Annotated in this window: 22 protein-coding genes; 6 read left to right on the top strand and 16 right to left on the bottom strand. The window is 54.3% G+C overall.

All coding sequences use genetic code 11. The features are described 5' to 3' along the window. Window positions 1-5 precede the first annotated feature (5 nt). Window positions 6-644 (bottom strand): hypothetical protein, encoded by a 639-nt coding sequence (locus ACVDHE_RS12555; RefSeq protein WP_458884752.1) that lies wholly within the window; start codon window positions 642-644, stop codon window positions 6-8. A 255-nt stretch (window positions 645-899) separates the two neighbouring features. Between ACVDHE_RS12555 and ACVDHE_RS12550 the strand changes: the two genes are divergently transcribed. Beyond that, complete coding sequence (locus ACVDHE_RS12550) at window positions 900-1958, top strand: helix-turn-helix domain-containing protein (protein ID WP_458884751.1); 1059 nt, start codon at window positions 900-902, stop codon at window positions 1956-1958. 97 nt (window positions 1959-2055) lie between these two features. On the opposite strand, the gene ACVDHE_RS12545 is transcribed toward ACVDHE_RS12550, so the two are convergent. From ACVDHE_RS12545 to ACVDHE_RS12495, 11 genes are all read right to left on the bottom strand, one after another. Next, window positions 2056-3294 (bottom strand): tetratricopeptide repeat protein, encoded by a 1239-nt coding sequence (locus ACVDHE_RS12545; RefSeq protein WP_458884750.1) that lies wholly within the window; start codon window positions 3292-3294, stop codon window positions 2056-2058. A 23-nt stretch (window positions 3295-3317) separates the two neighbouring features. Continuing rightward, on the bottom strand, window positions 3318-3671 hold the full coding sequence (locus ACVDHE_RS12540) for a DUF3795 domain-containing protein (protein ID WP_458884749.1): 354 nt from the start codon (window positions 3669-3671) through the stop codon (window positions 3318-3320). Window positions 3672-3697: 26 nt separating this feature from the next. Then, complete coding sequence (locus ACVDHE_RS12535) at window positions 3698-5383, bottom strand: hypothetical protein (protein WP_458884748.1); 1686 nt, start codon at window positions 5381-5383, stop codon at window positions 3698-3700. 201 nt (window positions 5384-5584) lie between these two features. Then, window positions 5585-6139: a DNA-3-methyladenine glycosylase I gene (locus tag ACVDHE_RS12530; RefSeq protein ID WP_458884747.1), complete on the bottom strand. Its 555-nt coding sequence runs from the start codon at window positions 6137-6139 to the stop codon at window positions 5585-5587. 401 nt (window positions 6140-6540) lie between these two features. Continuing rightward, window positions 6541-8250 (bottom strand): DUF4368 domain-containing protein, encoded by a 1710-nt coding sequence (locus ACVDHE_RS12525; protein WP_458884746.1) that lies wholly within the window; start codon window positions 8248-8250, stop codon window positions 6541-6543. A 696-nt stretch (window positions 8251-8946) separates the two neighbouring features. Further along, window positions 8947-9186 (bottom strand): helix-turn-helix domain-containing protein, encoded by a 240-nt coding sequence (locus ACVDHE_RS12520; protein ID WP_458884745.1) that lies wholly within the window; start codon window positions 9184-9186, stop codon window positions 8947-8949. Beyond that, a complete protein-coding gene (locus tag ACVDHE_RS12515; RefSeq protein ID WP_458884744.1) occupies window positions 9171-9605 on the bottom strand; it encodes a sigma-70 family RNA polymerase sigma factor in 435 nt (144 codons plus the stop codon). The genes ACVDHE_RS12520 and ACVDHE_RS12515 overlap by 16 nt, the downstream gene beginning before the upstream one ends. 477 nt (window positions 9606-10082) lie before the next feature. Continuing rightward, window positions 10083-11159 carry an ABC transporter permease gene (locus tag ACVDHE_RS12510; protein WP_458884743.1) on the bottom strand — a complete coding sequence of 359 codons (1077 nt, stop codon included), beginning with the start codon at window positions 11157-11159 and terminating at the stop codon, window positions 10083-10085. After that, window positions 11156-12031 carry an ABC transporter ATP-binding protein gene (locus ACVDHE_RS12505; protein WP_458886181.1) on the bottom strand — a complete coding sequence of 292 codons (876 nt, stop codon included), beginning with the start codon at window positions 12029-12031 and terminating at the stop codon, window positions 11156-11158. Before ACVDHE_RS12505 ends, ACVDHE_RS12510 begins: the two co-directional genes overlap by 4 nt. Window positions 12032-12118: 87 nt before the next feature. Further along, window positions 12119-13297 (bottom strand): sensor histidine kinase, encoded by a 1179-nt coding sequence (locus tag ACVDHE_RS12500; protein WP_458884742.1) that lies wholly within the window; start codon window positions 13295-13297, stop codon window positions 12119-12121. After that, window positions 13285-13959 carry a response regulator transcription factor gene (locus ACVDHE_RS12495; protein ID WP_458884741.1) on the bottom strand — a complete coding sequence of 225 codons (675 nt, stop codon included), beginning with the start codon at window positions 13957-13959 and terminating at the stop codon, window positions 13285-13287. Before ACVDHE_RS12495 ends, ACVDHE_RS12500 begins: the two co-directional genes overlap by 13 nt. A gap of 267 nt (window positions 13960-14226) precedes the next feature. On the opposite strand from ACVDHE_RS12495, the gene ACVDHE_RS12490 reads away from it, so the two are divergent. From ACVDHE_RS12490 to ACVDHE_RS12475, 4 genes are all read left to right on the top strand, one after another. After that, the gene (locus ACVDHE_RS12490; RefSeq protein ID WP_458884740.1) at window positions 14227-14586 is read left to right on the top strand and encodes a helix-turn-helix domain-containing protein; all 360 of its coding nucleotides are present in this window, start codon (window positions 14227-14229) and stop codon (window positions 14584-14586) included. A gap of 252 nt (window positions 14587-14838) precedes the next feature. Further along, complete coding sequence (locus ACVDHE_RS12485) at window positions 14839-15168, top strand: plasmid mobilization protein (RefSeq protein WP_117515670.1); 330 nt, start codon at window positions 14839-14841, stop codon at window positions 15166-15168. After that, the gene (locus tag ACVDHE_RS12480) at window positions 15129-16478 is read left to right on the top strand and encodes a relaxase/mobilization nuclease domain-containing protein (RefSeq protein ID WP_458884739.1); all 1350 of its coding nucleotides are present in this window, start codon (window positions 15129-15131) and stop codon (window positions 16476-16478) included. Before ACVDHE_RS12485 ends, ACVDHE_RS12480 begins: the two co-directional genes overlap by 40 nt. Window positions 16479-16570: 92 nt before the next feature. Then, window positions 16571-16924 carry a DUF6050 family protein gene (locus ACVDHE_RS12475; RefSeq protein WP_071429981.1) on the top strand — a complete coding sequence of 118 codons (354 nt, stop codon included), beginning with the start codon at window positions 16571-16573 and terminating at the stop codon, window positions 16922-16924. A 349-nt stretch (window positions 16925-17273) separates the two neighbouring features. On the opposite strand, the gene ACVDHE_RS12470 is transcribed toward ACVDHE_RS12475, so the two are convergent. After that, window positions 17274-18140 (bottom strand): CPBP family intramembrane glutamic endopeptidase, encoded by an 867-nt coding sequence (locus ACVDHE_RS12470; protein WP_458884737.1) that lies wholly within the window; start codon window positions 18138-18140, stop codon window positions 17274-17276. 334 nt (window positions 18141-18474) lie between these two features. Then, the gene (locus ACVDHE_RS12465) at window positions 18475-18927 is read right to left on the bottom strand and encodes a hypothetical protein (RefSeq protein WP_164488732.1); all 453 of its coding nucleotides are present in this window, start codon (window positions 18925-18927) and stop codon (window positions 18475-18477) included. A 157-nt stretch (window positions 18928-19084) separates the two neighbouring features. Between ACVDHE_RS12465 and ACVDHE_RS12460 the strand changes: the two genes are divergently transcribed. Further along, entirely contained in the window at window positions 19085-19315 is a 231-nt protein-coding gene (locus ACVDHE_RS12460) for a helix-turn-helix domain-containing protein (RefSeq protein WP_333635383.1), read from the top strand. 207 nt (window positions 19316-19522) lie between these two features. Here the strand turns inward: ACVDHE_RS12460 and ACVDHE_RS12455 are convergent, their stop codons facing one another. Both ACVDHE_RS12455 and ACVDHE_RS12450 read right to left on the bottom strand, forming a co-directional pair. Then, window positions 19523-19699, bottom strand: coding sequence for a hypothetical protein (locus ACVDHE_RS12455; RefSeq protein ID WP_006573022.1), 177 nt, complete (start codon window positions 19697-19699; stop codon window positions 19523-19525). Next, window positions 19696-21549 (bottom strand): antirestriction protein ArdA, encoded by a 1854-nt coding sequence (locus ACVDHE_RS12450; protein ID WP_458884736.1) that lies wholly within the window; start codon window positions 21547-21549, stop codon window positions 19696-19698. The genes ACVDHE_RS12455 and ACVDHE_RS12450 overlap by 4 nt, the downstream gene beginning before the upstream one ends. Between the last annotated feature and the right edge of the window lies 1 nt (window position 21550).

Genomic DNA, 21550 nt, shown 5'->3' with positions numbered 1-21550 from the left:
CCTCCTCACACCAAAAGCCAATGCTGTCCGTCCGGCATGGTGCGGAGGTTCCCCGGGATCCGCTCCAGCACTTCTCCGGTCTCATAATCCCGCACCAGGACTTCCTCCCGGTAGTCCGGGTCCTCGTACCAGACCGAAGTATACAGCCTGTTTCCTTCCAGAAACTCAAAAACCTCATGGTCCTCCACCGCAAAGTACCGGCGCTCCGGCCAGAGGATCTGGAACTGGTTGTCATGGGCCGACCGGGTCAGCAGAAGGGGCGACGCCTCCAGCATCAGGTTGTAGCAGTCCTCCACCATGGTGAGCGGCAGCACCGCCAGCGGCTCCGTGGTCCCGTCCGTCTCGCGGAAGACCAGGATGCGGATCTCTGCCTTTGGGAAGTCCACCAGCAGCAGTACCACCTGTCCGTCGCGGTACACCGGCCGGCCCAGATACTGCCCCGGTTCCGTGCGGATGGGCTCATAGACCGTGCCCTCCGGGCGATGGACCAGGATAAGCCGGTTTTTCTGAACGGGATGTCCGCTGCGGAACAGCTCCTCCGCCTCGTACAGATCTCCGCTGGCATAGTCGGCGCCCCAGTACCAGTCACAGCTGCCGATCAGCGGCTCCAGATTGGTGATCCCGTTTGTGACGATACGCTTCATATCAAACCTCCCTGGTGTTTTCTCTTTTTGGATCAGGTCCTGAGAGTATAACATGGAGAGCATGGGCAAGGCATGAATATTTTTTGAAGTTTTTGCTCCTGGACACAGGGCCCTGCTATTGTTTACAGCGGCGCAGCTTTTGAGGAGATCCATTTAACCGGCGGTTATTTTTTCCGTCCGTCTGCTGAACGACCAGGCCATTGCTCCGGCCTCCCGGCTCTGGTATCATGGAAGTACCAGAACCGGAGGTGCCGTATGAAAATTGGAGAGATCATTCGGGAAAAGCGAAGGGCGCAGTCCCTGACCCAGGAGCAGCTGGCAGACCTGCTGGGAGTGTCCGCTCCGGCGGTCCACAAATGGGAGAAAGGGACCACCTACCCCGACATCACCACCCTGCCCGCCCTGGCCCGGGTGCTGCATACCGACCTCAACACCCTGCTGTCCTTCCGGGAGGACCTGACGGCTGAGGAGATCGCCCGTTTTACCAACGACTTGGACAAAATGATCCGTGAAGAGGGGTATGAGGCCGCCTTTCAGCGGGGGATGGATGAGATCCACCAGTACCCCAACTGTGAGGCCCTGATGTATTCGGTGATCTTTTACCTGGACGGGGCCCGCTTTCTCTACGGCGTTCCAAATCCGGACGACTATACGGAGCGGCTGATGCCCTTTTATGAGACCATGTCCCACAGCCAGACGCCGGAGATCCGGGACGCCGCCCTCACCATGTGCATCGCCTATCACCGCAACCGGAAGGACTTCGCCCGGGCGGAGGAACTCATCAACACGATCCCCTCCACCCGCATCGACAAGGAGGAGCAGCTGGCCACCCTCTACACCCAGCAGGAGAAGTGGGAGGATGCCCAGCGGCTCTGGGAGCACCGGATCTTACAGAGCGCCACAAAGCTACAGACGGCTCTCATCCATCTGATGGAGATCGCGGAACAAGAGGGCCGCCCACAGGATGCCCAGTTCTGCGCGGACACCTATCAGCAGGTCTCCAGCCTGCTCCATGTGACCAAGTGGATCCCCTACACCGCCAAATTCCAGCTGGCCTCCCTCCGGCAGGACAGGGCCGCCTGTCTGGCCGCCCTCCGCCACATCCTGCCCGTGCTGAAGGAGCCCTGGAACCCCCAGGCGTGCCCCCTTTACCGCCACATGGGAGACGGGGATCTGACGGCCCTGGCCCGGTCCCTCTACGACCGGATCACAGAGGATCTGGAACACAGCCAGGAGTTCGCCTTCTTCCGGGGCAGCCCGGAATATGAACAGCTGCGCCCACTTTTGAAAGAGACAGCCGGCGCAAAGGAATGAGGACCGCGCCGCCAATCAAACACCGGGAGGACCGCGCCCTATTCAGGCGCGGTCCTCCCCCGGTATTCCGTGATATGATCTCTCCGCAGGGACCGGCTCACCGCCGGACCCACTTGCCGAAGAACGTCTTTTTATAGTGGCTCAATTCCTCTTTGACTTCCACATAATCGCCGGCCCTCTGGAGATATTCCACGCCCTTGGCGATGTCCTCCGGAACGCCCAGGCCGTTGCAGTACATCTTCCCCAGGAGATAAAACGCCTGAGGGCAGTCCCAGTCGACCTGATCCAGATAGGTAAAGGCTTTGGCGTAATCCTGCTGAGTCCCCTGGCCGTTGGCGTAGCAGGCGCCCAGGTAGTAAAGCATGGCCGGACCACCGTGGTCCTCCGCCCACTTCAAAAGCTGGAAGGCCTTGGCATAGTCCCGCTCCACGCCCCGGCTGTCATAGTAGCACATGCCCAGCCGGTTGGCGGGATTCACTTTTGCCTGGATGGGGGCCGAGAGGGCCTGCTGGTAATATTGGGCGGCCTGGGCGTTGTCCTTGGGCACGCCGTCGCCCAGCTCGTAGGAGTAGCCCGCCCAGAAGAAGGCCCGGGGCTCGCCTGCCTCCGCCGCATTCCGGTAGAGATCAAAGGCCTCGCCCTTTTTCCCCTGGTCGTAGAGCTCGTTGGAATAGTAAAAGAGGTAGGCCGGATCGCCCTGTTCCGCCCCGTAGCGGTACACCTCGACGGCTCGTTCCGGCCGGGGCGATATGAGCCCCGACTTCCCCTCCCGGTAGAAATTGGCCAGGTTAACGCCGCCGGAATTTCCGCTGCGCATGGACTTCCACAGCCAGTCCTCGCACTTGGCGTAATTCTCCCGCAGATAGCTCCGGACGGCGTCGTCGCTGTCAAAATCCTCCCGGGTCTTGCCCTGGATCTCCGGGAAATCGCCCCAGTAGTAGGCGTTGCCGACGATCATCTGGCACAGGGGCTCCCCGTGCTCCGCCTTGTCCAGCACGGTGTCAAAGGCCTCCTGGAGCGTCATGGGCATGGCCTGGGCCAGCTGCCGGTCCATCACGCCGCAGCGCAGGGACAGCAGCGCCCCAATGGCGCTGCCCTCCAGCACGGAGCGGCGCATGAGTTCGTCGCCCGCCCGCTCGTCCTGGGGGAAATTGTGGCCGGGCCAGGTGTACTCCGGCCCGTACAGGCACCGGGCCAGCAGGCAGCAGGCGTCGGCATCCCCCTCCTGTACCGCCTGCTGGAGCAGCTGAAGGCCCTCCTGCCCCCGTCCGGCGCGCAGGTCGTAGTAGATGTACTTGAGGGCCCGTTCCACCGGGTCGCTGAAAAACCGTCCCATCCGTATGTCCTCCTTCCGCCCTGTCAGGCGTGATCCGCAGACCGCATGGCCTCCAGGTTCTTTTTGGCGTCCGGGCTGTTCCGAAGGACAGCCCCCACCGTCGGGCAGCGCTCCAGCTCCGGGCAGGTGCCGCAGGTGGTCACGCCCTTTTGCAGGGCGCACTGGCGGACGGCGCAAAGGTGTTCGCAGAACACCGTCTTGACCCCGTCTCCCCGGCACCCCAGACAGTTGATGTGCTCCGGCAGGATGGGGGCCTGGTTTAATTCAGACCACAGTCTGGCCGTCTTTTCCCGCAGGGCCTGGTCGTCATGGACCGTGGCAAGGTATGCGTCGCAGGCCGCGCAGTCCAGCCCGCAGTATCCGATCCGCTCTTTCATGGTGAGATCCCTCCCGGTCTTGGCGCTCAAAGCACCGTCTCCCGGAAGCCGGAGACATCCAGGCTCCCGCGGTCATAGGCGTCGTAAAAATCGTCGATGGCCGCCTGCATATCCGGCACGATCTGCGTCCACAGGCGGGAACCCTCCGGCGCGGTGCAGCCGATCTCCACCGCATAGCTGCCCTGGTCCGGGCCCTGCCGGGCCACGGCGCACTGGATGAACCAGCAGGTGTCCGGGACCTGGGGGTCCTTCTGCTCCAGGATCAGGTAGCTGTCCGTCTCCTGGTCCAGTTCCCACAGGGCCTTTTCCACGTCGCTCCAGCCGAAATCGGACGTACTGCCGGAATTCCCGCCCACGGTCAGGAGCCAGGGCCAGTCCGGATGAGGCTGGGGCGGAGTGGGGGCGGGGCCTCTGCTCCGGCGCTCCAGCACCTGCTGCCAGGTGCTGCCGGAGCGCTCCATCTTCGTCCAGTTCTCCAGAGAGGGGATCTGGCCCCGCAGCCAGCCCTGGAGCACCTCCTCCGCCTCGCCGGAGAGCATATCCCGGGTCCAGGTGTACTGTCCGGGCACGCCGGGCGTGCCGGAGAACTCCTCCATCAGAATGCGGGTGGGCTGCGCCATGCCGCCGGCCAGACCCACCAGACGGCTGAAGGTTTGGCCCTGCCCCTGGAAGGGGATGCCGGGCACCAGCTGGAAGGCCGCGGCCTTTCCCGTCTGGTCGGGCTGGCGCAGCAGCTGACGGATGGTGTCCTCGGTGATGCGGGAGGTCACGGAGCCGTCCGGCAGGGTGAGCACCTGGTTCTGGGCCTGCCGCTCCCGCTCTTCCCGCTGCTGTTCCTCGAACCGGGCCTGCCGCTGGCGGTAGGCCCGCTCCTGGGCGTACTGCTGCTCGTCCTCTTCCGTATAGACCAGGTCCTTGTACTCCTTAGAGTCGTAGACGCCGAACACGGCGGCAGGGGCCCGGCGCCGCAGGCAGTCCATGGCCTCCTCCAGCTCCTTCCGGGAGCGCAGCGTGGTGACCTGCCGCTTCCGGCGGTCATCCACGATCCAGATCTCGTAAATGTGGACCGCCTGGTTGCGCTTGCCGGCCCGGCGGATGCGGTGCTCCTCCCGGCTGAACACGCCCCGGATGCGGGGGATGGCGGAGACTTCGTCTCCCAGCACCCACTCCCTGCCAACGCCCAGCCTGCCGCACCACTGGCCGTTGGCCTTCAGGTCCTGGTCCACCATGGCGAAGAGCTCCTTCACCGGCGGCGCCTCGTCGGGATAGGGGAGCTGATCGCGGATGGACTGGGCCAGGGCGCTCTTCTCCGGCGCCAGGGCGTCCCGCAGGCTCCGGTAGGCCAGGAACAGGCCCACCAGAATGGCAGCCGCGCCCGCCACGGGGATCAGGTAGTAGCCGAAGCTGATCTCTTCTTTCAACCGCTCCATCTCGTAGGGCATGGTCCGGACCGCCAGGAAGAACCAGATGGCAAGTCCGCCGCCGGCCAGACAGAGGGCCGCCCAGATCAGTCCGGTGAGCCGTCCACGGGTCCGCTGGAGGCAGTAGCCTTCCTCCGGCCCGTCCGGCTGCTGCTTTTTGTTCCACCACATCATGAGGAGGATCACCGGAATGGCAAAAATGCGCAGCACCACCACCAGAATGATGTAAACCAGCACATTCCAGGGCCATTTGAGATAAAACCGCTTCTTGGAAGTTTCCTTTGATTCCATGGTGTCCTCCTTCTGCCGGTGCAGGCGATGCGGAGCGTCCCCGCCGCCTATATCGTCCTTTTGCGCTCACGGGGAACGCTGTCTTTCATTATAGTGCGTCCCGGAAATTTCTTCAATCCCGGCTTACGGAGCGTCCCTCTGCCCGACGACAGGAAAAGAGGGACAGCCGTTCTTCGGCTGTCCCTCTTGTGCTGCATCCGGCTATTCTCTGATTGAGTCCCTGCAAAAGCAGGTCTCCTCGTGGGAGTTGATGACCCCCACCGCTTGCAGGTAGGAGTAGATGATGACGGTCCCCACGAACTTCATGCCCCGTCGTTTCAGGTCCTCTGAGACCGCGTCCGACAGCTCCGAGCTGACCCTGCCCGTCTCAAAGACCGTTTTCCCCTCCGTCCAGTGCCAGAGGTAGCGGTCGAAGCTCCCCCACTCCTGCCGGATGGCCCGGAAGATCCGGGCGTTGTTCACGGCGGCGCGGATCTTCAGCTTGTTGCGGACGATGCCGGGGTCCTGCTTCAGCGCCGCCAGCTTTTCCTCGCCGTATGCGCAGACCTTCTCCAGGTCGAAGCCGTCGAAGGCCCGGCGGAAGGCCTCCCGCTTGTTGAGGATGCACTCCCAGGAGAGCCCCGCCTGGAAGCTCTCCAAAATCAGCATTTCAAACAGCCTCCGGTCGTCGTGGACAGGGACGCCCCACTCCTCGTCGTGGTATCGGATATACAGGGGATTCTTTGGGTTGGCCCAGCTGCACCTCTTTTTCTCCATGGTCTGCGCTCCCTCCTGTCTTTTCCCTCATCATAGCACAGGCGCCGTCGGAGGACAATCCGCATTCTTCTCCCGTGCCGCCCCTACTTTCAAGTTTCAAGGTGCCTCATCCGCCGATCTGTGCAAAGCGCCGGGCGGGGCGCACTGCCGTCCCGCCGGTTTGAACACACCTTCCGTCACAGACACCGGCGGAGCGGACGGAGTCCTTGCTTCCGGAACGTTCCGGAAAGCAGCCCACTCGGAGCAGAAAACAGCGGAAACAGCTAAAAATCATCACAAAAAATCCCCGGGAGCTGTTCGGGGCCAAGAGGCCGCGGGTCCAAATCCCGCCACTCGGACCATGGCGAGTGTTCTTATAGCATTTGAAAAGCTGTAAGAACACTCGTCTTTTTTTGTTGTTTTCATCCGGCGATTTCGGCTGGGATGTAGTTGACGAACACGCCCTTTCGGGTATTGACGGTCACATCAGGGATGGGCAGGGGCAGCATTTTAGGGATTGTGATTTCTCCCACGCAGTTATAATGGATGCGAAGCCGCTGCTCCCATACACCATCAATTTTCTCCGCATTATAAACCTCGATCTTCTCAACCAATTCGTTGAGCATCCGGGGCGTGAGTTTGCGTGCGCGGGTGTACTTTCGCACCAAAGAGATGAACATATCCGTGGTCATGGCCTGACTGCTCTGCTTCTCGATTTCGGAGCGGAGCTTTTTGATTTTCTCCACCAGTTCCTTTTGCTCGTCCTCATACCGTCTGGACATTTTCGCAAAACGGTCGTCGGAGAGTTTGCCGGAAACATTGTCCTCATAGATGCGTTCAAACAGCCCGTCCAGTTCCTCGTCACGGGCAAGCAGAGCCTTCAATTCCTTCTCCTTCAGCTTGCGGTCGGTCTCCGCCGCTTGCTGGGAGTGCCCGATAACTGCTTTCAGAAATTCGTCCTCATAGAGACTGGCGAACTTCGTCAGACGCCGGATTTCACCAAGCACCACCTGTTCCAGAAAATCCACTCGGACATAGTGGGTGGAAGTACAGCTCCCACGGTTGCCCTTATAGTTGGAGCAGTTGAAATACTTGATCTCCGGATTTCCCTGATTGAAATGGAAGTGAAGATTGCAGCCGCAGTCAGCACAGACCAGAAGGCCGGAGAACATATTGTGCTCGCCTTCGTTGGTGCGGCGTTTACGGATTTTACCCCGCTTCTGCTGCACCTGCTCAAAGACAGACCGTTCGATGATCGGCTCGTGGACATCCTTGAAGATGACCCAATTCTCACGGTCATTCTCCAACCTCTTTTTGTTCTTGTAGGATTTAGAATAGGTCTTGAAGTTGAGAATGTCGCCGCAATACTCCTGCAAAGACAGGATTTTGGTCACGGTGGAACTGTTCCACTTGGTAGCGGGCTGCTGCTTGCCCTTTCCGGGCCGCTTGATGCCCTTCTTTAGCCAATAGGCACGCGGGGTAAGGATTTCGTCCTTTTCAAGCTGGGCTGCAATCTGCTCCGTCCCGTAGCCTTCCAGGGTCATGCTGTAAATCCGCCGAACCACCTGGGCAGCTTCATCATCTACGATCCATCGTTTCGGATTGCTGGGGTCTTTGATGTACCCGTAGGGAGGCTGGCCCATCGGCTCACCCGCATTTCCCTTGATTTTGTTGCTGATACGCCGCTTCTTGCTGATGTCGCGGGCGTACCACTCATTGAACAGGTTGCGGATCGGCGCCAACTCATTCTCGCCCTCGGCGGTGTCGATGTTATCGGATACCGCCACCAGGCGAATGTCATGCTCCGGGAAAAATTCCTCGGTCAGCCTGCCGACCTCGATGTAGTTACGGCCCAGGCGGGAAAGGTCTTTGACAAATACTGCGGCGGCCCGCCCCTGCTCAAGCTGCTGGATCATCTCCACAAAACCAGGGCGGTCCATCGTGACGCCGGAAATGCCATCGTCCAGGAAATGGACCAGGTTGGTGTAGCCTTTCTCCTTTGCCACTTTGGTCAACAGCTTTTTCTGATTGCCAATGCTGTAACTCTCACCTTCCAGATTATCGTCACGGGAAAGCCGCTCGTAGAGGAAAGCGGTCACATCACGGGATTTTTTGTTATTCGACTGTCTCATAAGTCCTCCTTTCTGGACAGCCGAACAGAGCATATCTTGTATTCCCAATACAATTATACCGCTGTCCTCTGCCCGTGTCAGCCGAGTATGGAAAGTTTACATTTTCTCATTTTCGGCCTTCATCAATCGAAGGAGGACACTACCCAAGGTATCCGGGCTTTCCTCTTTGAAAACAGACTCTACGACAAACGACCTATTGCCGAAGCGATAGGTCGTTTTTTCTTTCAAAGGGTTTTCTTGCGGCTTTTTACCGCTTGAAACAGAATTACGATCTTGCATAATAATCCCCTTTCATTTGCGTATAGTCGAAAACGAAAGAGGCAAAAAACGGACGGCTGCTGGCCGCAGCTCCACGGGAATCTCACCCCGGCCCATGCTAATGGGTGCGCCGCGCAATGCTTTGAGGGCGTTCAACGCGGGAGTCTCATTATTCTGTCTGCGCATCCTCGCCCACAGGCTGCCACACCTGTTTTACGGCTCGGTTTTGTCGCTCACCTGTTTGGTAGGGGTCCCGTCCTGCGGACTTGCAACAGGGTCATGGCGCACCGGCCGACCGGCTCCACACAGACAGATCGTATCCGTCTGCCTTATGCTGCGCCGGAGGCCTCCCGCCGGGCTTTCTTTGTCAAAGAGCTATGAACTCTGCTGCCAGATTGCTAGGGCAAGGAAAGGGAGAGAAACTTGCCCCGGACATTTTTAGGCTGGCAGCACCTTGAAACTCGTCACGATGCTATGTATCAGCTTCGTTTCCAGCCTGAGCCGCATATCTTCATCTACATACAGGTACTCGTTCCCATACTCGTCCTTCACAGGCCTGGTGGCAAGAGCCCGAATGTACTTCTGATAGTGAGCGACCACGGCGGCAAGGGCGTTCTCGTCACCGCTTACGGCTGCCAGAATCACCGGCACCGGAATCGGCTTCACTTGTCCGGCCATTCAAATCCCTCCTTCATCAGATATTCGCGCAATTCTTTCAGCGTAACGAGCCGCCGCTTGGATACGGTCTGATGGACGATGTTCAGCTTCTCGCTGATCTCACGGTCCGTCATTTCCAGGAAGTAGGATAGCAGGATAACATCCCGCTTGCCCTCCGGCAGCTGCGCCAAGGCATCAGCCAAAAGATCGCCGGTCACGACCACCGGAAGTCCCAGCACTTCAAAGACATGCTCTCTCATAAAGTGCTTGTCCCACACAGCGGTTTGCTCCAGCTCGGAGGTGGTTAGCTCTCCGAAGGATTTTTCCTGATCTCGAAGGCCAGCATAATCCCGTTGGATATGCAAAGCTTCATTCTTCAAAACCTTGACACAGAAAGCGCCAAACTGATTTTGAATACGCTGCTCATAGGAGTCTTTCATTTTCTCACCTCCCTTCGCGCCGCAACGGGTGCGGGGTGGTGATCTCCTCCCTTTCGCCTTAGTAATCCAGAGATGGCAATTTTGGCAACCGAAGGCGGGAAGAAATTTTTATGAAAGGCTCCGTCAGGTGACGAAGGCCCACATAAACGGCAAAAAGCGCCCATCCGCAAAATGCGGATAGGCGCAAAGGAATTGATAGATGTATTTACATGATTTATTTGTTCATCTTCATGGTCGGAATATCCCGACGGCGGGTAATAGCTTTTTTTGACCAAAAAGTATTAGGTGGATTGTTACAAATAAAAATGGACACGGCGATACCTCCCAGATACCGCCGTGTCCTTAAAAAAGGGCGACTTTAACACACCCCCCGTATTCTCATTTTTCAAAAAGAAAACGGCGGCTTTGATTTCGTATTTCAAAGCCGCCATTTTTGACTTCGCGCAAATCTGCTGTTAGCGGCTCTGTGCGAATGATTTATAAAACTTGATGCTTTGCAAATGCCCGGCGAGAGATACTTGCACCAACTCCCAACAAGAGCAGTGCTGCCGGAATTGCCCATATCGCATACAGCATACCGTTGCTCATTTGTTCTACCGACAGAAGCGAAATGGCCAACACATGATAAATGGGAAGAAGCCCGACCAATCGGAACAATGGATTTACTTCCGTGATTGGCAGCAAGATGGGAAAAAGAAAAATTGCCATCGCCGCAACCAAAGCTACAATCTGATTTTTACTGATTGCAGACAGGAACAGTGTAATTCCAGTAATGCTGAGGGTACAGGTAAACGCCAACAGAATTTGATATTTGAGCAGCGTACCGCAGGTGATATTAAAAGGGATAAACGCTTCCACATAGTCACTGGGGGCAAATAAAATACTGCAATCCAACCCTTCTGTTCCATAAAAAACAAAAGCAAGAAGCAGGTTAAATGATGCAACCAGCGTGGTAGTGAGAATGGCGGTGATAATACCTGCAACCACCTTTGCAGTAGCGCATTTGGTTTTACCGTACTTGCTTGTCAATATGATATTATCAACACCTTCATACTCGCCGGAGAAAATCGGAGCAAGCATGATGATGACCGCAAGAGCAAGCGCGACAAAAACCCGCACCATGTTTCGGCTGGTGGAAAGCCAACCGTCCACATAGCCAATTTTGATTTCTTCATTGCCAAACACATCAGAAACACTTAATCCGTTCCAATTTCCGTCTTTATCAGAAAAACGTGAAAAGGCTGCCGATTGCATGGCGTTTTGATATACATAGATTGCGTTCAGTCCATGTAAATCTGATGTCGGTGCAAAATCAGACATCATTTGCTGCGCTTTTTCATCTGTCAGGATTCCTTCATACTTTGCTGCAATTTCCTTGTCGATTTCTACCGCTGTTTTGCCAGTACCTTCACCGATATTCTTGTCAAACGCATATTTGTTTTGAAATGTGGAAAAGGATAGCAAGGCAGAGAACAGGAGAATTCCAATTATAGCGATCAGCGCCAAACGCTTTGAGAATACTTTTCGCAGTTCAAAAAGAATAAGTTTTTTCATTTTTCACAGCCCCCTTTGAAATAGTACAGGTACAAATCTTCCAACGTGGGCTGCACCCTTATCGCATTTTCCAGCGGCGGACGATCTCCAATTATCCGCAAAATTGTATAGTTTTCACTGGTATTCCGCAGATTGCTCGTATTGTAGGCGGCCGCATATTTTTCTGCATAGGCAGTCGGAACCGTACATTCCCACACTTGCCCGTCGATTTCAGAGGTAATCTCCTTCGGATTCCCAAAGTGAATGATTTGCCCGGATTTCATCATAATGATGTCCTCTGCGATAAACTCCACATCGGAAACAATATGCGTGGACAGGATCACGATGCGATCTTTGGAAAAGGCGCTGATTAAATTGCGGAAACGAACACGCTCTTTCGGGTCAAGGCCCGCTGTCGGCTCGTCCAAAATCAAAATATGAGGGTCATTGAGCATAGCTTGTGCAATCCCTAAACGCTGTTTCATACCCCCGGAAAAGGTTTTGATTTTGTGCTTACTTTCCCTCGATAAGTCTACCGCTTCCAGCAGCTCCTTTGACTTCTTCCGAGCCGCCTTCTCGTCCAACCCTTTTAGGGCAGAAATATAGAGAAGAAAGTCAAACGCTGAAAAATCTGGGTAATATCCGAAGTGCTGGGGCAAGTAGCCCAAAAGATTGCGATAGCGTTCACCCAGCCCAACAATGTTTTTTCCGTTCAGCAGAATTTTCCCGGAAGTAGGATTTTGGATATTGCAGAGCAGACGCATAAGTGTTGTTTTCCCTGCGCCATTTGCACCCAGTAAGCCGTAGACTCCATTTGTTAAGGTAATATTCAAATCGTCCACGGCAGTTTTAGAACCGAACTTTTTTGTCAGCCCGATTGTTTTTAATTCCATAAAAAAGCCCCTTTCTCCATAGGGAGCAAAAAAATACTCTCCATGTGTTTTCATGGAGAGTATAGAGGGAAAATATCTACTTTTTATCTACAAGGCAGGAGATTTGAAGTAGGCGGATACCTTTGCCCCGGTTGCAGTATTTTCGATCTTCAAATACCCGTTGTGGTGTTCACAAAGCAGCTTGCAAATATATAGTCCAAGTCCAAAATGCTCAGAATGGTTGCTTTCCTCTGTGTAATATGGACTGGTGGCTTTTTGCAGACCGCTTTTGTCAAACCCCTTTCCATCATCCGATACGGAAAGCAGCAGACCATTGTCACGCAAGGCAAAAGAGATTGTCACCGCAGTCTGGGCATACCGAACTGCATTAGAGATCAGGTTATTACACACTTGTGAAACAAAGGCCCCATCAAGGGATAACTGCGAAACAGGCATGTCATTTTGTAAAATCAATTCTTTTCCTTTTTTCGCACATACGATTTTTGCGCTGTCATACAAAGAAGATGCCACTGTCTGCAAGTCTATCAACTTGTACTCCGGCTGCGCATCTTCCATGCGCCTAAGATTGCTCATACTGCTCACATAGCTTTCCATACGGGAGATATGTTTGCCCATTATGGCGGCGGTTTCCTGTGTTTGAGGATTTTCGCTGGCTTGCAGCATTTCATTATAGCCTTTTAGTACCGTCAGTGGTGTACGCAAATCATGAGCAAAAGCGGCGTTGAGTGCTTTTCGTTCTTCAACTTGCCGCCACATTTTAGAGAAATTGTCCGCAAGGGTTGTCCGCATGATTTCAAAGGACGCGCAAAGCTGTCCCAATTCATCGTTGTTATCATAGTCGATTGAAAAGTCCAAGTCATTGTTCGCTATTTTTTCAGAAGCCGTCCGCAGTTCCGCAAGCGGCTTTTTCAGCCTGTTCCTGTAAAACAGCAGCGCAGCGGCGATAATACAGAATGCGGAGTAAATGGGTGCAGCAATTACGGGAAGCATCTCCAGTATAGCGATTCTGCGCGCGTCCTGTTTGGACGTTGGGGCGACTTCAGTCCCAATGTAAGCGCCCTCGCCCAACTGTTCCCCCTGCTCATTCGTCAAATAATATTTTTCGCCGGACGGGGGATAAGATGCTCTGATACCTTCGGCAATGCTGCCACAGATCGAAAAAGTCGTTACGGATAGAAAGACTGCGAGCACAACAAATATAATTACATAGAGAACAAGGCTTTTTCGGAGCGATAAATAATGCCCACGCCAATTTACTTGACCCATTTGTAACCACACCCCCAAACCGTTTCAATATATATGCGGTCGGTATATGCCGCGATTTTGGATCGTATTCTGCGGATATGCTCTGCTACAACACTGCTGTCCCCCTCGCTGTCATAGCCCCAAATGCGCTCATAAATCCGTTCTTTATCAAATACCTGGCCCGGATTTTGAGAAAGCAGCTCCACAATATCAAATTCCTTTTTGGCAAGCCCCACACGCTTACTGTCAAAGAACAGGCAACGCTCTGAATAATCAATCGTCAGATCACCGGCGAACTTGATCTGCGCTTCAAAATTATGTCGTGCTTCCCGGCGCAGGTGAGCACGTACCCGCGCTTCAAGCTCTACGAGTGAAAAGGGCTTCACAATATAATCATCACCGCCAACGGCAAAGCCTTTTACCTTGTCTGCATCTTCAATCCGAGCAGTCAGAAAAAGGATTGGGCAGGATATGTGATCCCGAATACGCTGACAGATCTCCAAGCCATCTGTCCCGGGCATATTGATGTCAAGCAAAATAATATCCGGCTGCTTTTCTACTTGTTTTAGGGCTTCTTCGCCATTGGAAGCAGACAGGACACGAAAACCTTTGCTCTCAAAAAAGCTGCCAAGCATGGAAACGATGTCGCTTTCATCGTCGGCAATCAAGATTCTGTATGACACACCGAACACCTCCATTCAAATATTATAAAATATAGTTTTCAACTATTTTTCAATTCTTAGAATTGCAGTCTTATAGGTATTGGGGTAGAGAACCCATATTGGGGGATATTTCTTGATGTGGAACCCTTCTTTAATTATATATTGTTAAAGGGGTACTTCAAGGCCTCTATTGTAAACAAAAAAGGAATTATATAGGCTATGTATGGGAACTGTATAGACATATTCAGAAAGGAAGGTGAACAGTAGAATGTAATAGGGTGAATCAATATGGCAAAACGACCAGTCGAAAAATATGATTTTACGCCTTTTGGAAAGGCTCTCAAAGCGGCAAGAAACGAGAAAAAGGAATCCCGCAACAAAGTCGGGAATGAAATGTATTTGTCTCCCCGCTATCTTGCCAATATTGAAAATAAAGGGCAGCATCCGAGTCTCCAAATCTTCTTTGAACTGGTGACCCGTTATCATATCTCCGTAGATCAACTTCTCTTTGGGGACGCAACAGAGAGTAAGTCCACGGCGCGTAGACAACTTGATCCCTTGCTTGATGAGATGACAGAGGCTGAACTGAAAATCATCATTGCCACCGCACAGGCCATCTTGGATGCCAGAGCGGAGGAAGAAAAATGATGTGGTTAGTACAACTGGATAATGATTAGAAAACGCTATGAACGGATACCGTTTGTAGCGTTTTTCTTTGCTTTCATGGTTGCCAAAGACAGGAGTTTCGGATTACTTAGGTACGGAGAGAGAAACGATAGCAAGCACAGCAAGCGAGTACCCGCTTGCGATTTTTGGCTTTAGGGAACCCTCCCCCTAAACCCGAAAAATGCTTGTTGGGAACATCCCAAACCCTGATACGAAAAGAGGCGAGATACCACGATGGCAAACCGAAAACGAAATATCCAGGTGAAGTTCTATGTGACCGCCGAGGAAAAGGAACTGATGGAACAGAAGATGGCCCAGCTCCAGACAAAGCGGATCGGCGCCTACCTGCGGAAGATGGCGATTGACGGATATATCATCCAGGTGGACACCAGGGACATTAAGGAGATGAACAAACTTCTGTCCGCCATTGGCCGGAACATCAATCAGATTGCCAAGCGGGTCAACGCCGGAGGCCCCACCTATCAGGCCGACATGGAGGAAATCCGGGAAAGGCTGGATCAGATATGGCAGTTACAAAGACGCATCCTATTAAGTCAACGCTGAAAGCGGCGATTGACTATATCTGCAACCCCGACAAGACGGACGGGAAACTGTTGGTGTCCTCCTTCGGCTGCGCCGCCGAGACCGCCGACATTGAATTTGAATGGACACGCCGCCATGCCATTGACAAAGGTACGCACCTGGGCCGCCACCTGATCCAAGCCTTTGAGCCTGGGGAGGTCACGCCAGAGGAAGCCCACCGGATCGGCATGGAACTGGCACGGGAGGTCCTGGGCGGCAAATATGAATTTGTCCTCACCACTCACATTGACAAGGATCACGTCCATAATCACCTGATTTTCAATGCGGTCAGCTTCACCGATCACAAGCATTACCATTCCAACAAGCGCAGCTATCACGAGATACGCCGGGCCAGCGACCGGCTGTGCAGAGAACACGGCTTGTCCGTCATTGTCCCTGGCCGGGATAAGGGCAAGAGCTACATTGAGCATCAGGCCGCACAGAACGGCACCAGCTACAAGGCAAAGCTGAAAGCCGCCATCGACCGGCTGATCCCCGTGTCCTCCAGCCTGGAAGATTTGCTTGCCCGGTTGCAGCGGGAAGGGTACGAAATCAAGCGGGGAAAGTATATCTCCGCCAGGGCGCCGGACCAGGAGAGGTTCACCCGGCTCAAAACCCTGGGCGCCGATTACACGGAAGAAGCCGTTGTCTCCCGCATTGCCGGAGGTCCCAGGCCCTCCAGACAGCCCCAACAGCGCAGCGGGAAGGTCAGCCTGCTCATTGACATTCAGAACAATATCAAGGCCCAGCAGAGCGCCGGATACCAGCGGTGGGCGACCATCGAGAATCTGAAACGTGCGGCCGCCACCATGAACTTTCTCACCGAACACGGCATCGGCAGCTATGAGGAATTGGTGGAACGGTGCGACGCCGTTGCCGCCGCCTCCATCCGTACCAGGGAGAGCCTGCGGGATACGGAACAGCGGATCGCCGACCTTGCCCTCCTGGGAAAGCAGATTGACACCTACCGCAAGCTGAAACCTGTCTATGACCGATACAAGGCATCAAAGGACAAGGAAAAATTCCTGCGCGGCTTTGAGAGCGAGATTATCTTATTCGAGGCGGCAGCCAGGGAGATTAAAAAGGCCGGGCTCACCAAACTTCCTTCCTCCGAAAAGCTGAAAGCAGAATTGGACGGACTCTCCGCCCGCAAGACCGCCCTGCAAACGGAACTTCGGAAGATACGGCGGGAGGAAAAGGAGTATGACACCCTCCGCCAGAATGTGGACGCCCTGCTGGAAAGGCCGAAGGAACAGGAACAGCAGCGGCAGCGGAGCAACGACTTGGAGTAACGGGGATTGGGCGCTTTTGACAGTCTTTGCAAAACCCCTGGGCGCATGGTGATCCGGCTGATATAATGGAATCAGGAATGGAGGTGCTGACTGTGACGAAATCCGAAGTAATCAAAGAGTTTTTTAAAAAGAGCGTGCTGCCCGTGGCGGTGGCGGCTTTGCTGTACTGCATTTTCAAATCCGCCTGCACAAAAGATGGAGTCACCGACTATGTATGGTTGTTCATCCTTTGCGGCCTGCCTTTTGGCATCCCACGGATGTTTGCCTGGATCGTGCCCGGCGGCTCTTTGGGAACCGCCCTTCCGTTGTTTCTGCTGAACTTTATTATTGGCGGAGTGATTGGCGGTTTCGTCCTGATCTGGCGGTTGCTGGTGGCTGCCTGGTATATTCCCTTGACCATCTATCGACTGTTCATAACAAGAGGAACTTCCTATATTCCAGAATAGCACTATGGAAATGTGGAAAACGGCCGCTTCACCGATGGAAAACAAATATTCACGGCCCGATAGAAAAGCTGTAAGCTTTCCCACAGCCCGCAAACATTGTTTCCCACAGCTCCGCCCTTTTGACCGTTTACACACATTCCCACAGCGCCTACTACTGCTACTGAAAATGAGCGCCATCACCGAAATGATGATGGCGCTCATTCTTTATCTCCGTATCCTTCTTCAGCAAGATTAAGTATATTCTTTTTTTCTTTCTGCGCATAGCGCATGGTCCAAGTGGCATTCAAGAATCTGTGAAAATCCAGTAATATCAACGGCTTGTAAGCAAGGCTTTTATCCAAATACTACTTCAGCGGTGAGTAAATGAGGCCACAACGAGATAAACCGTGTCAAAGGCCAGCAGCATCCACAGGGCGGGATTGCTCCACACGCCGCTACTCCCGCCGGCCTGACTTCTCTCGCGCATCCGTCCCCGTCTTTTCAGCAGCAGGCGGATCCCTCCTGTCACTGCGATCACCACCGAGACAAACACCAGAGCCAAGGTAGCCAGGGCACCAGGAGTGCCAGCCTGGCGCAGTAGCGGCAGCGCCTCAGCAATGCTGTTTCCGGCGATGTGCAGTCCGATGGACGTCCCCAATCCGTAGTGCAGGGCCGCATAGCCGAAAATCAATCCGCACCAGAAGGCGGACAACCCCTGATAGAGATCGTGGTGCATCAGCCCGAAGCACAGGGCCGACAGTAAAATGGCCTGCCGCGCACCCCCTGGCAGCAAGCGGCGCAGCACCACTCCTCGGTAGATCAGTTCCTCAAGGACAGGACCGACTATACAAATATATATTGCCAGCAGCGGTGTGGCGATTTCTTCTCCCACTGCCGCCGCTTGGGCGGTGAAGCCAACCAGGTTCCACACCCGCTCTAGAACCGGAGTAAGTACCATGACGGCAAGATTTCCACTCAGCGCCACACTTATGAGAAAAACCAGCGTGCCCAAAGAGGCCTTCTGGGAAGAGAAGTGAGGGGCTTCGCCGCTCACTAGTGAGGACCAGAGCAGGGGGATCGCCGATGCCACCGCGCAGCTAAGGAGCAGCACGATACCCTCCGGCAAGCCGGGAACAGAAGACAAAAGTTTTTGCAGTAACCCAAACAGCACGCTGTATGCGAATAAGCTGCACCACAGCCATGTCAAGCTGTGTAGCGGGGGAATCTTTTTGTTCATAACAACCTCCCATGCGGCCTTGGCCGCAAAATTTAGCCTAATTATAGCATATTCCCGTCGATTTGCGGGCAGCTTTAACAAAAATTTTAAGCTTTTTTTACAATAGCTCCATCACCAAACGCACGGCTGCCGAGCTCATTCAGTACATCGAGGTTTATCCTGCGGTCAAGGAGAACAGAATCACCAAAACTGCATTGGATTCTTTGAGGTACCGGATTGCCGGAAAATCCCCGAGCGGGACATTCTTTTGGAAACGAGAAAAGGCGTAGCATTAAGCTACGCCCCCGCACAGATCTCTATAATAAACTTGGAAATAAAAAAATGCGGAGTATCATCAGCAGACCTTTTCAGATCCTTTAATGATACTCCGTATGGTCTGATAAGCTCCACCGCCTGTATGATCCACATAGAATACAACGAGATTGCTTCGCTTCACCATCTGCCGATTGCGAATTTGGAAAGCACCTTTCGGGTGGCTGCTGGCCGCGTTGCCGCATATTTCGATTTCATCATAATAGGCTTCAAAGTTTTCCATATTGTTGCGCAGCTCCGCCGTGGGATATGGCAGTATCCAAATCAAGGAACTGTTGTCATCCCGAACAAGCCGCTGCTGGCGTTTGACAGTGGAGGAAACGATCTGGTCAAAATCTCCGTCCCGTCCGACCAGGAACTCCACATACTCCTTTTCCAAAAGCAGCGCATGAACCAGCGCCTCCACACGATCCTCCGCCTCACGAAACTCCGGGATGATCCGGTGTCCAAAAAAACTAACGGTAAATATGTTCACGGTTTTATCTTCGCCATCTTCAAGCCAGCCTCTCCAACAAAGTAAATAATCTACTTCTCATTATATGCATATATTGACTTAAAGTAAATAATCCTCTAATTTGTTTCAATTATAATTTACCTGCTTTGTTGGTAGCATAATATCAGGAGGTGATATTATGCAGACGGAGTTTCCAGAACGCTATATCACTCTGGGCTTGAAGATCGCATATTACAGGAAAAAGGCGGGGCTGACACAGGAGGTTCTTGCGGAGAGGATCGGGAAAAGTGTCAACTTCGTTGGTCAGGTAGAAGGAACAGGTACGGTTCGTGGCGTATCTCTTGAAACATTGTTCAAGATCGCCCAAGTGCTGAAAATCCCGCCATCCAAGCTGTTAGAGGATGACTGATCGACCGCGACGCAGCCAGAACAAAAAAAGAATGGGAGCGCCAACCTCGGATAACTGCATCCGATGTTGACGCTCCCATTTTGCTTGACAAAAGGTGAAAATCCGGCGTTTTCCCTATGTAGAAACGCCCTGCCGCTCCACATAGGAAATCATACTGCCCTTACACGGAAAAGCCACTACAGGCGGTTTCTTCGCCTATTTTGAACCCTAATTCCCGCACTTTTTGGAACGGAGGGAAAGATAGTGCGGGCAGGACACCACCACCGCCCGGAAACTCTGCTTGCAGGGATGGACGCAGCCCTTGCAGAGCTTGTTATACTTGCGTCTGCCGTTCTCGCCCAGGAAGAACGCCCATTCCAGACGCCATTTTTTGCTTCGGCTCATAAGTCATGCTCCGGGGGCTTTTTCTGATGAGCCTTGTCCGGGGGCTTGCGCTCGCCGCACTCCCGTTTTGCGTCCTCCAGCCGTTCCCGGATAGAAGGCTTTTTCTCCGGTGTGGTCCTGCGCGCCTCATCCTGGGCTTTCTCCAGTTCCTCCCCACGGCGGCCGTTGTTGATGATCCCGTCAATCATCCCATAGTCGTCCTCCAGGGTCATTTCAGCAGTACGGAGAGGGTTCTCCGGATCCACCGGCAAGGCGACGATCTGGCCGTTCAGGTTGATGAACTGCTCCGGCTGCTTGAAGTGCTCCATGTACTTTTGGGCCAGTTCCGGGGGCAGAGAGGTGAAGGACTCCTCGCCGAGACCCACCACCAGGAATGTGCCAGCTACAATGTCGTAAATCTCGCCATGCTCGTCCCGGAGGGAACGGTTCAGGTCCAGACCAATGAGCTTGCCTTCATCGTTCAGCACCAGCCCCACCGGATCGTCAAAGGGATAGGAGGCGGCAATATCGCCGCCCACCTCCGCTTGCAGCGCATGGAGGCCGGAGTCGAGCTCCTTCACATAGGGTTCTTTCATGGGCTCCACCACCAGAACAGTCAGCTTCTCCGGCGCAGTATGTTCGGGGGTGTCTCCGCTGGGGATGGCAAAGGCGCGGCTGCCGTTGGCCATGATGAGATACTTCCCGTCCTCGGACTCATGGTGGAAACCGTATCCGGCCGCCTCCATCTGTTCCCGGCTCATATCCGTCACATGGAAGGTGCCCCTGGGGGTCCGCACCGTTTCGCCGGTCTCCCGGTCGTCCGGGGTCGGCGCCGCTTGCTGCCCGTACAACTCCGCCTCATACTCCCGGTTTGCCTGCTCCGCAAAGGTCAGCATCTCGTCCACATGGGACTGATCCGGGTTTTCGATGGCCTCCCGGATCACCTGGGGGTCCACATCCAGACATTCCTCATAGCCGGTGGCGTCCTTGAACTTCTCGATCTCCGAAGGCAGATAGTCCTCCTGGGTCTGTCCCAGGGCAGCCAGTTTCTCGTCCAGGGCGGAGATGCGCCCGGCCATCAGATTTTCGTAGATTTCTTCCTTCGCCGCGTGTTCCTCCGGGTGCTCGGCGGCATACTGCGGGTCGTGCTGCCGGAAAAACTCGTCCATATCGTAGGCAAGGTCCATGGCCCATTCCGAAATTTCTTCTTCTGGGATGTCGTCCTGGAAGGTCATCACCCGGTATTCCTCCGGGATGCTGCCGCGCTCGCCATCGTAATACTCATGGAAGCTGTCCCCGGTTTCCCGCACATAGCCCAGGTCGGTGAACTGGCCGCTTTCCTCCAGGGCGATGTCCCGCCCGTAGGCCTCGTAGTCGATGTAGTTGCGCAGATGCTCCGGCACCTGCATGGCGTCCAGTTCCTCGATATAATACCGGCCCAGATCGTCGTGGTCGTGGATGTCGGGGTAGATGTCGTAACAGTCCAGGTTCTCCGTCAGGTTGATAAGTTCCTGGACGCTGCCCGTGTGGTCGCCGATCTCCATGGCCGCCTGGAACCGCTCGTATTCATCCTGGCTCATATCATCCAGTTTGGAAGCCAGGTAGTTCAGCTCGTCCAGGTTTACATACTCGCCCAGCAGATCATAGAGGCCGTCCACATAGCAGTCGTAGTCCGTGATGAACCATTCCTCATAGGTCTGCCCGAAGTCGTCTTTCGCACCAATCCCGATGCGCTCAAAGACCTTTTTCAGTTCCTCCGCCGTGGTGGGAAACTTCACCCATTCGCCTACAAGGGCGCCCTCGTTGTACTTGCCCAGGTTGGTGATGAAGGCGGCAAAGGGATAATCTTTGTCATAGTCATAATGGGGCATA

The organism is Dysosmobacter sp. Phy (genome assembly GCF_054476235.1).
Note: the sequence above shows the minus strand (reverse complement) of the source record. Positions and strands in the feature narration are given on the sequence as shown.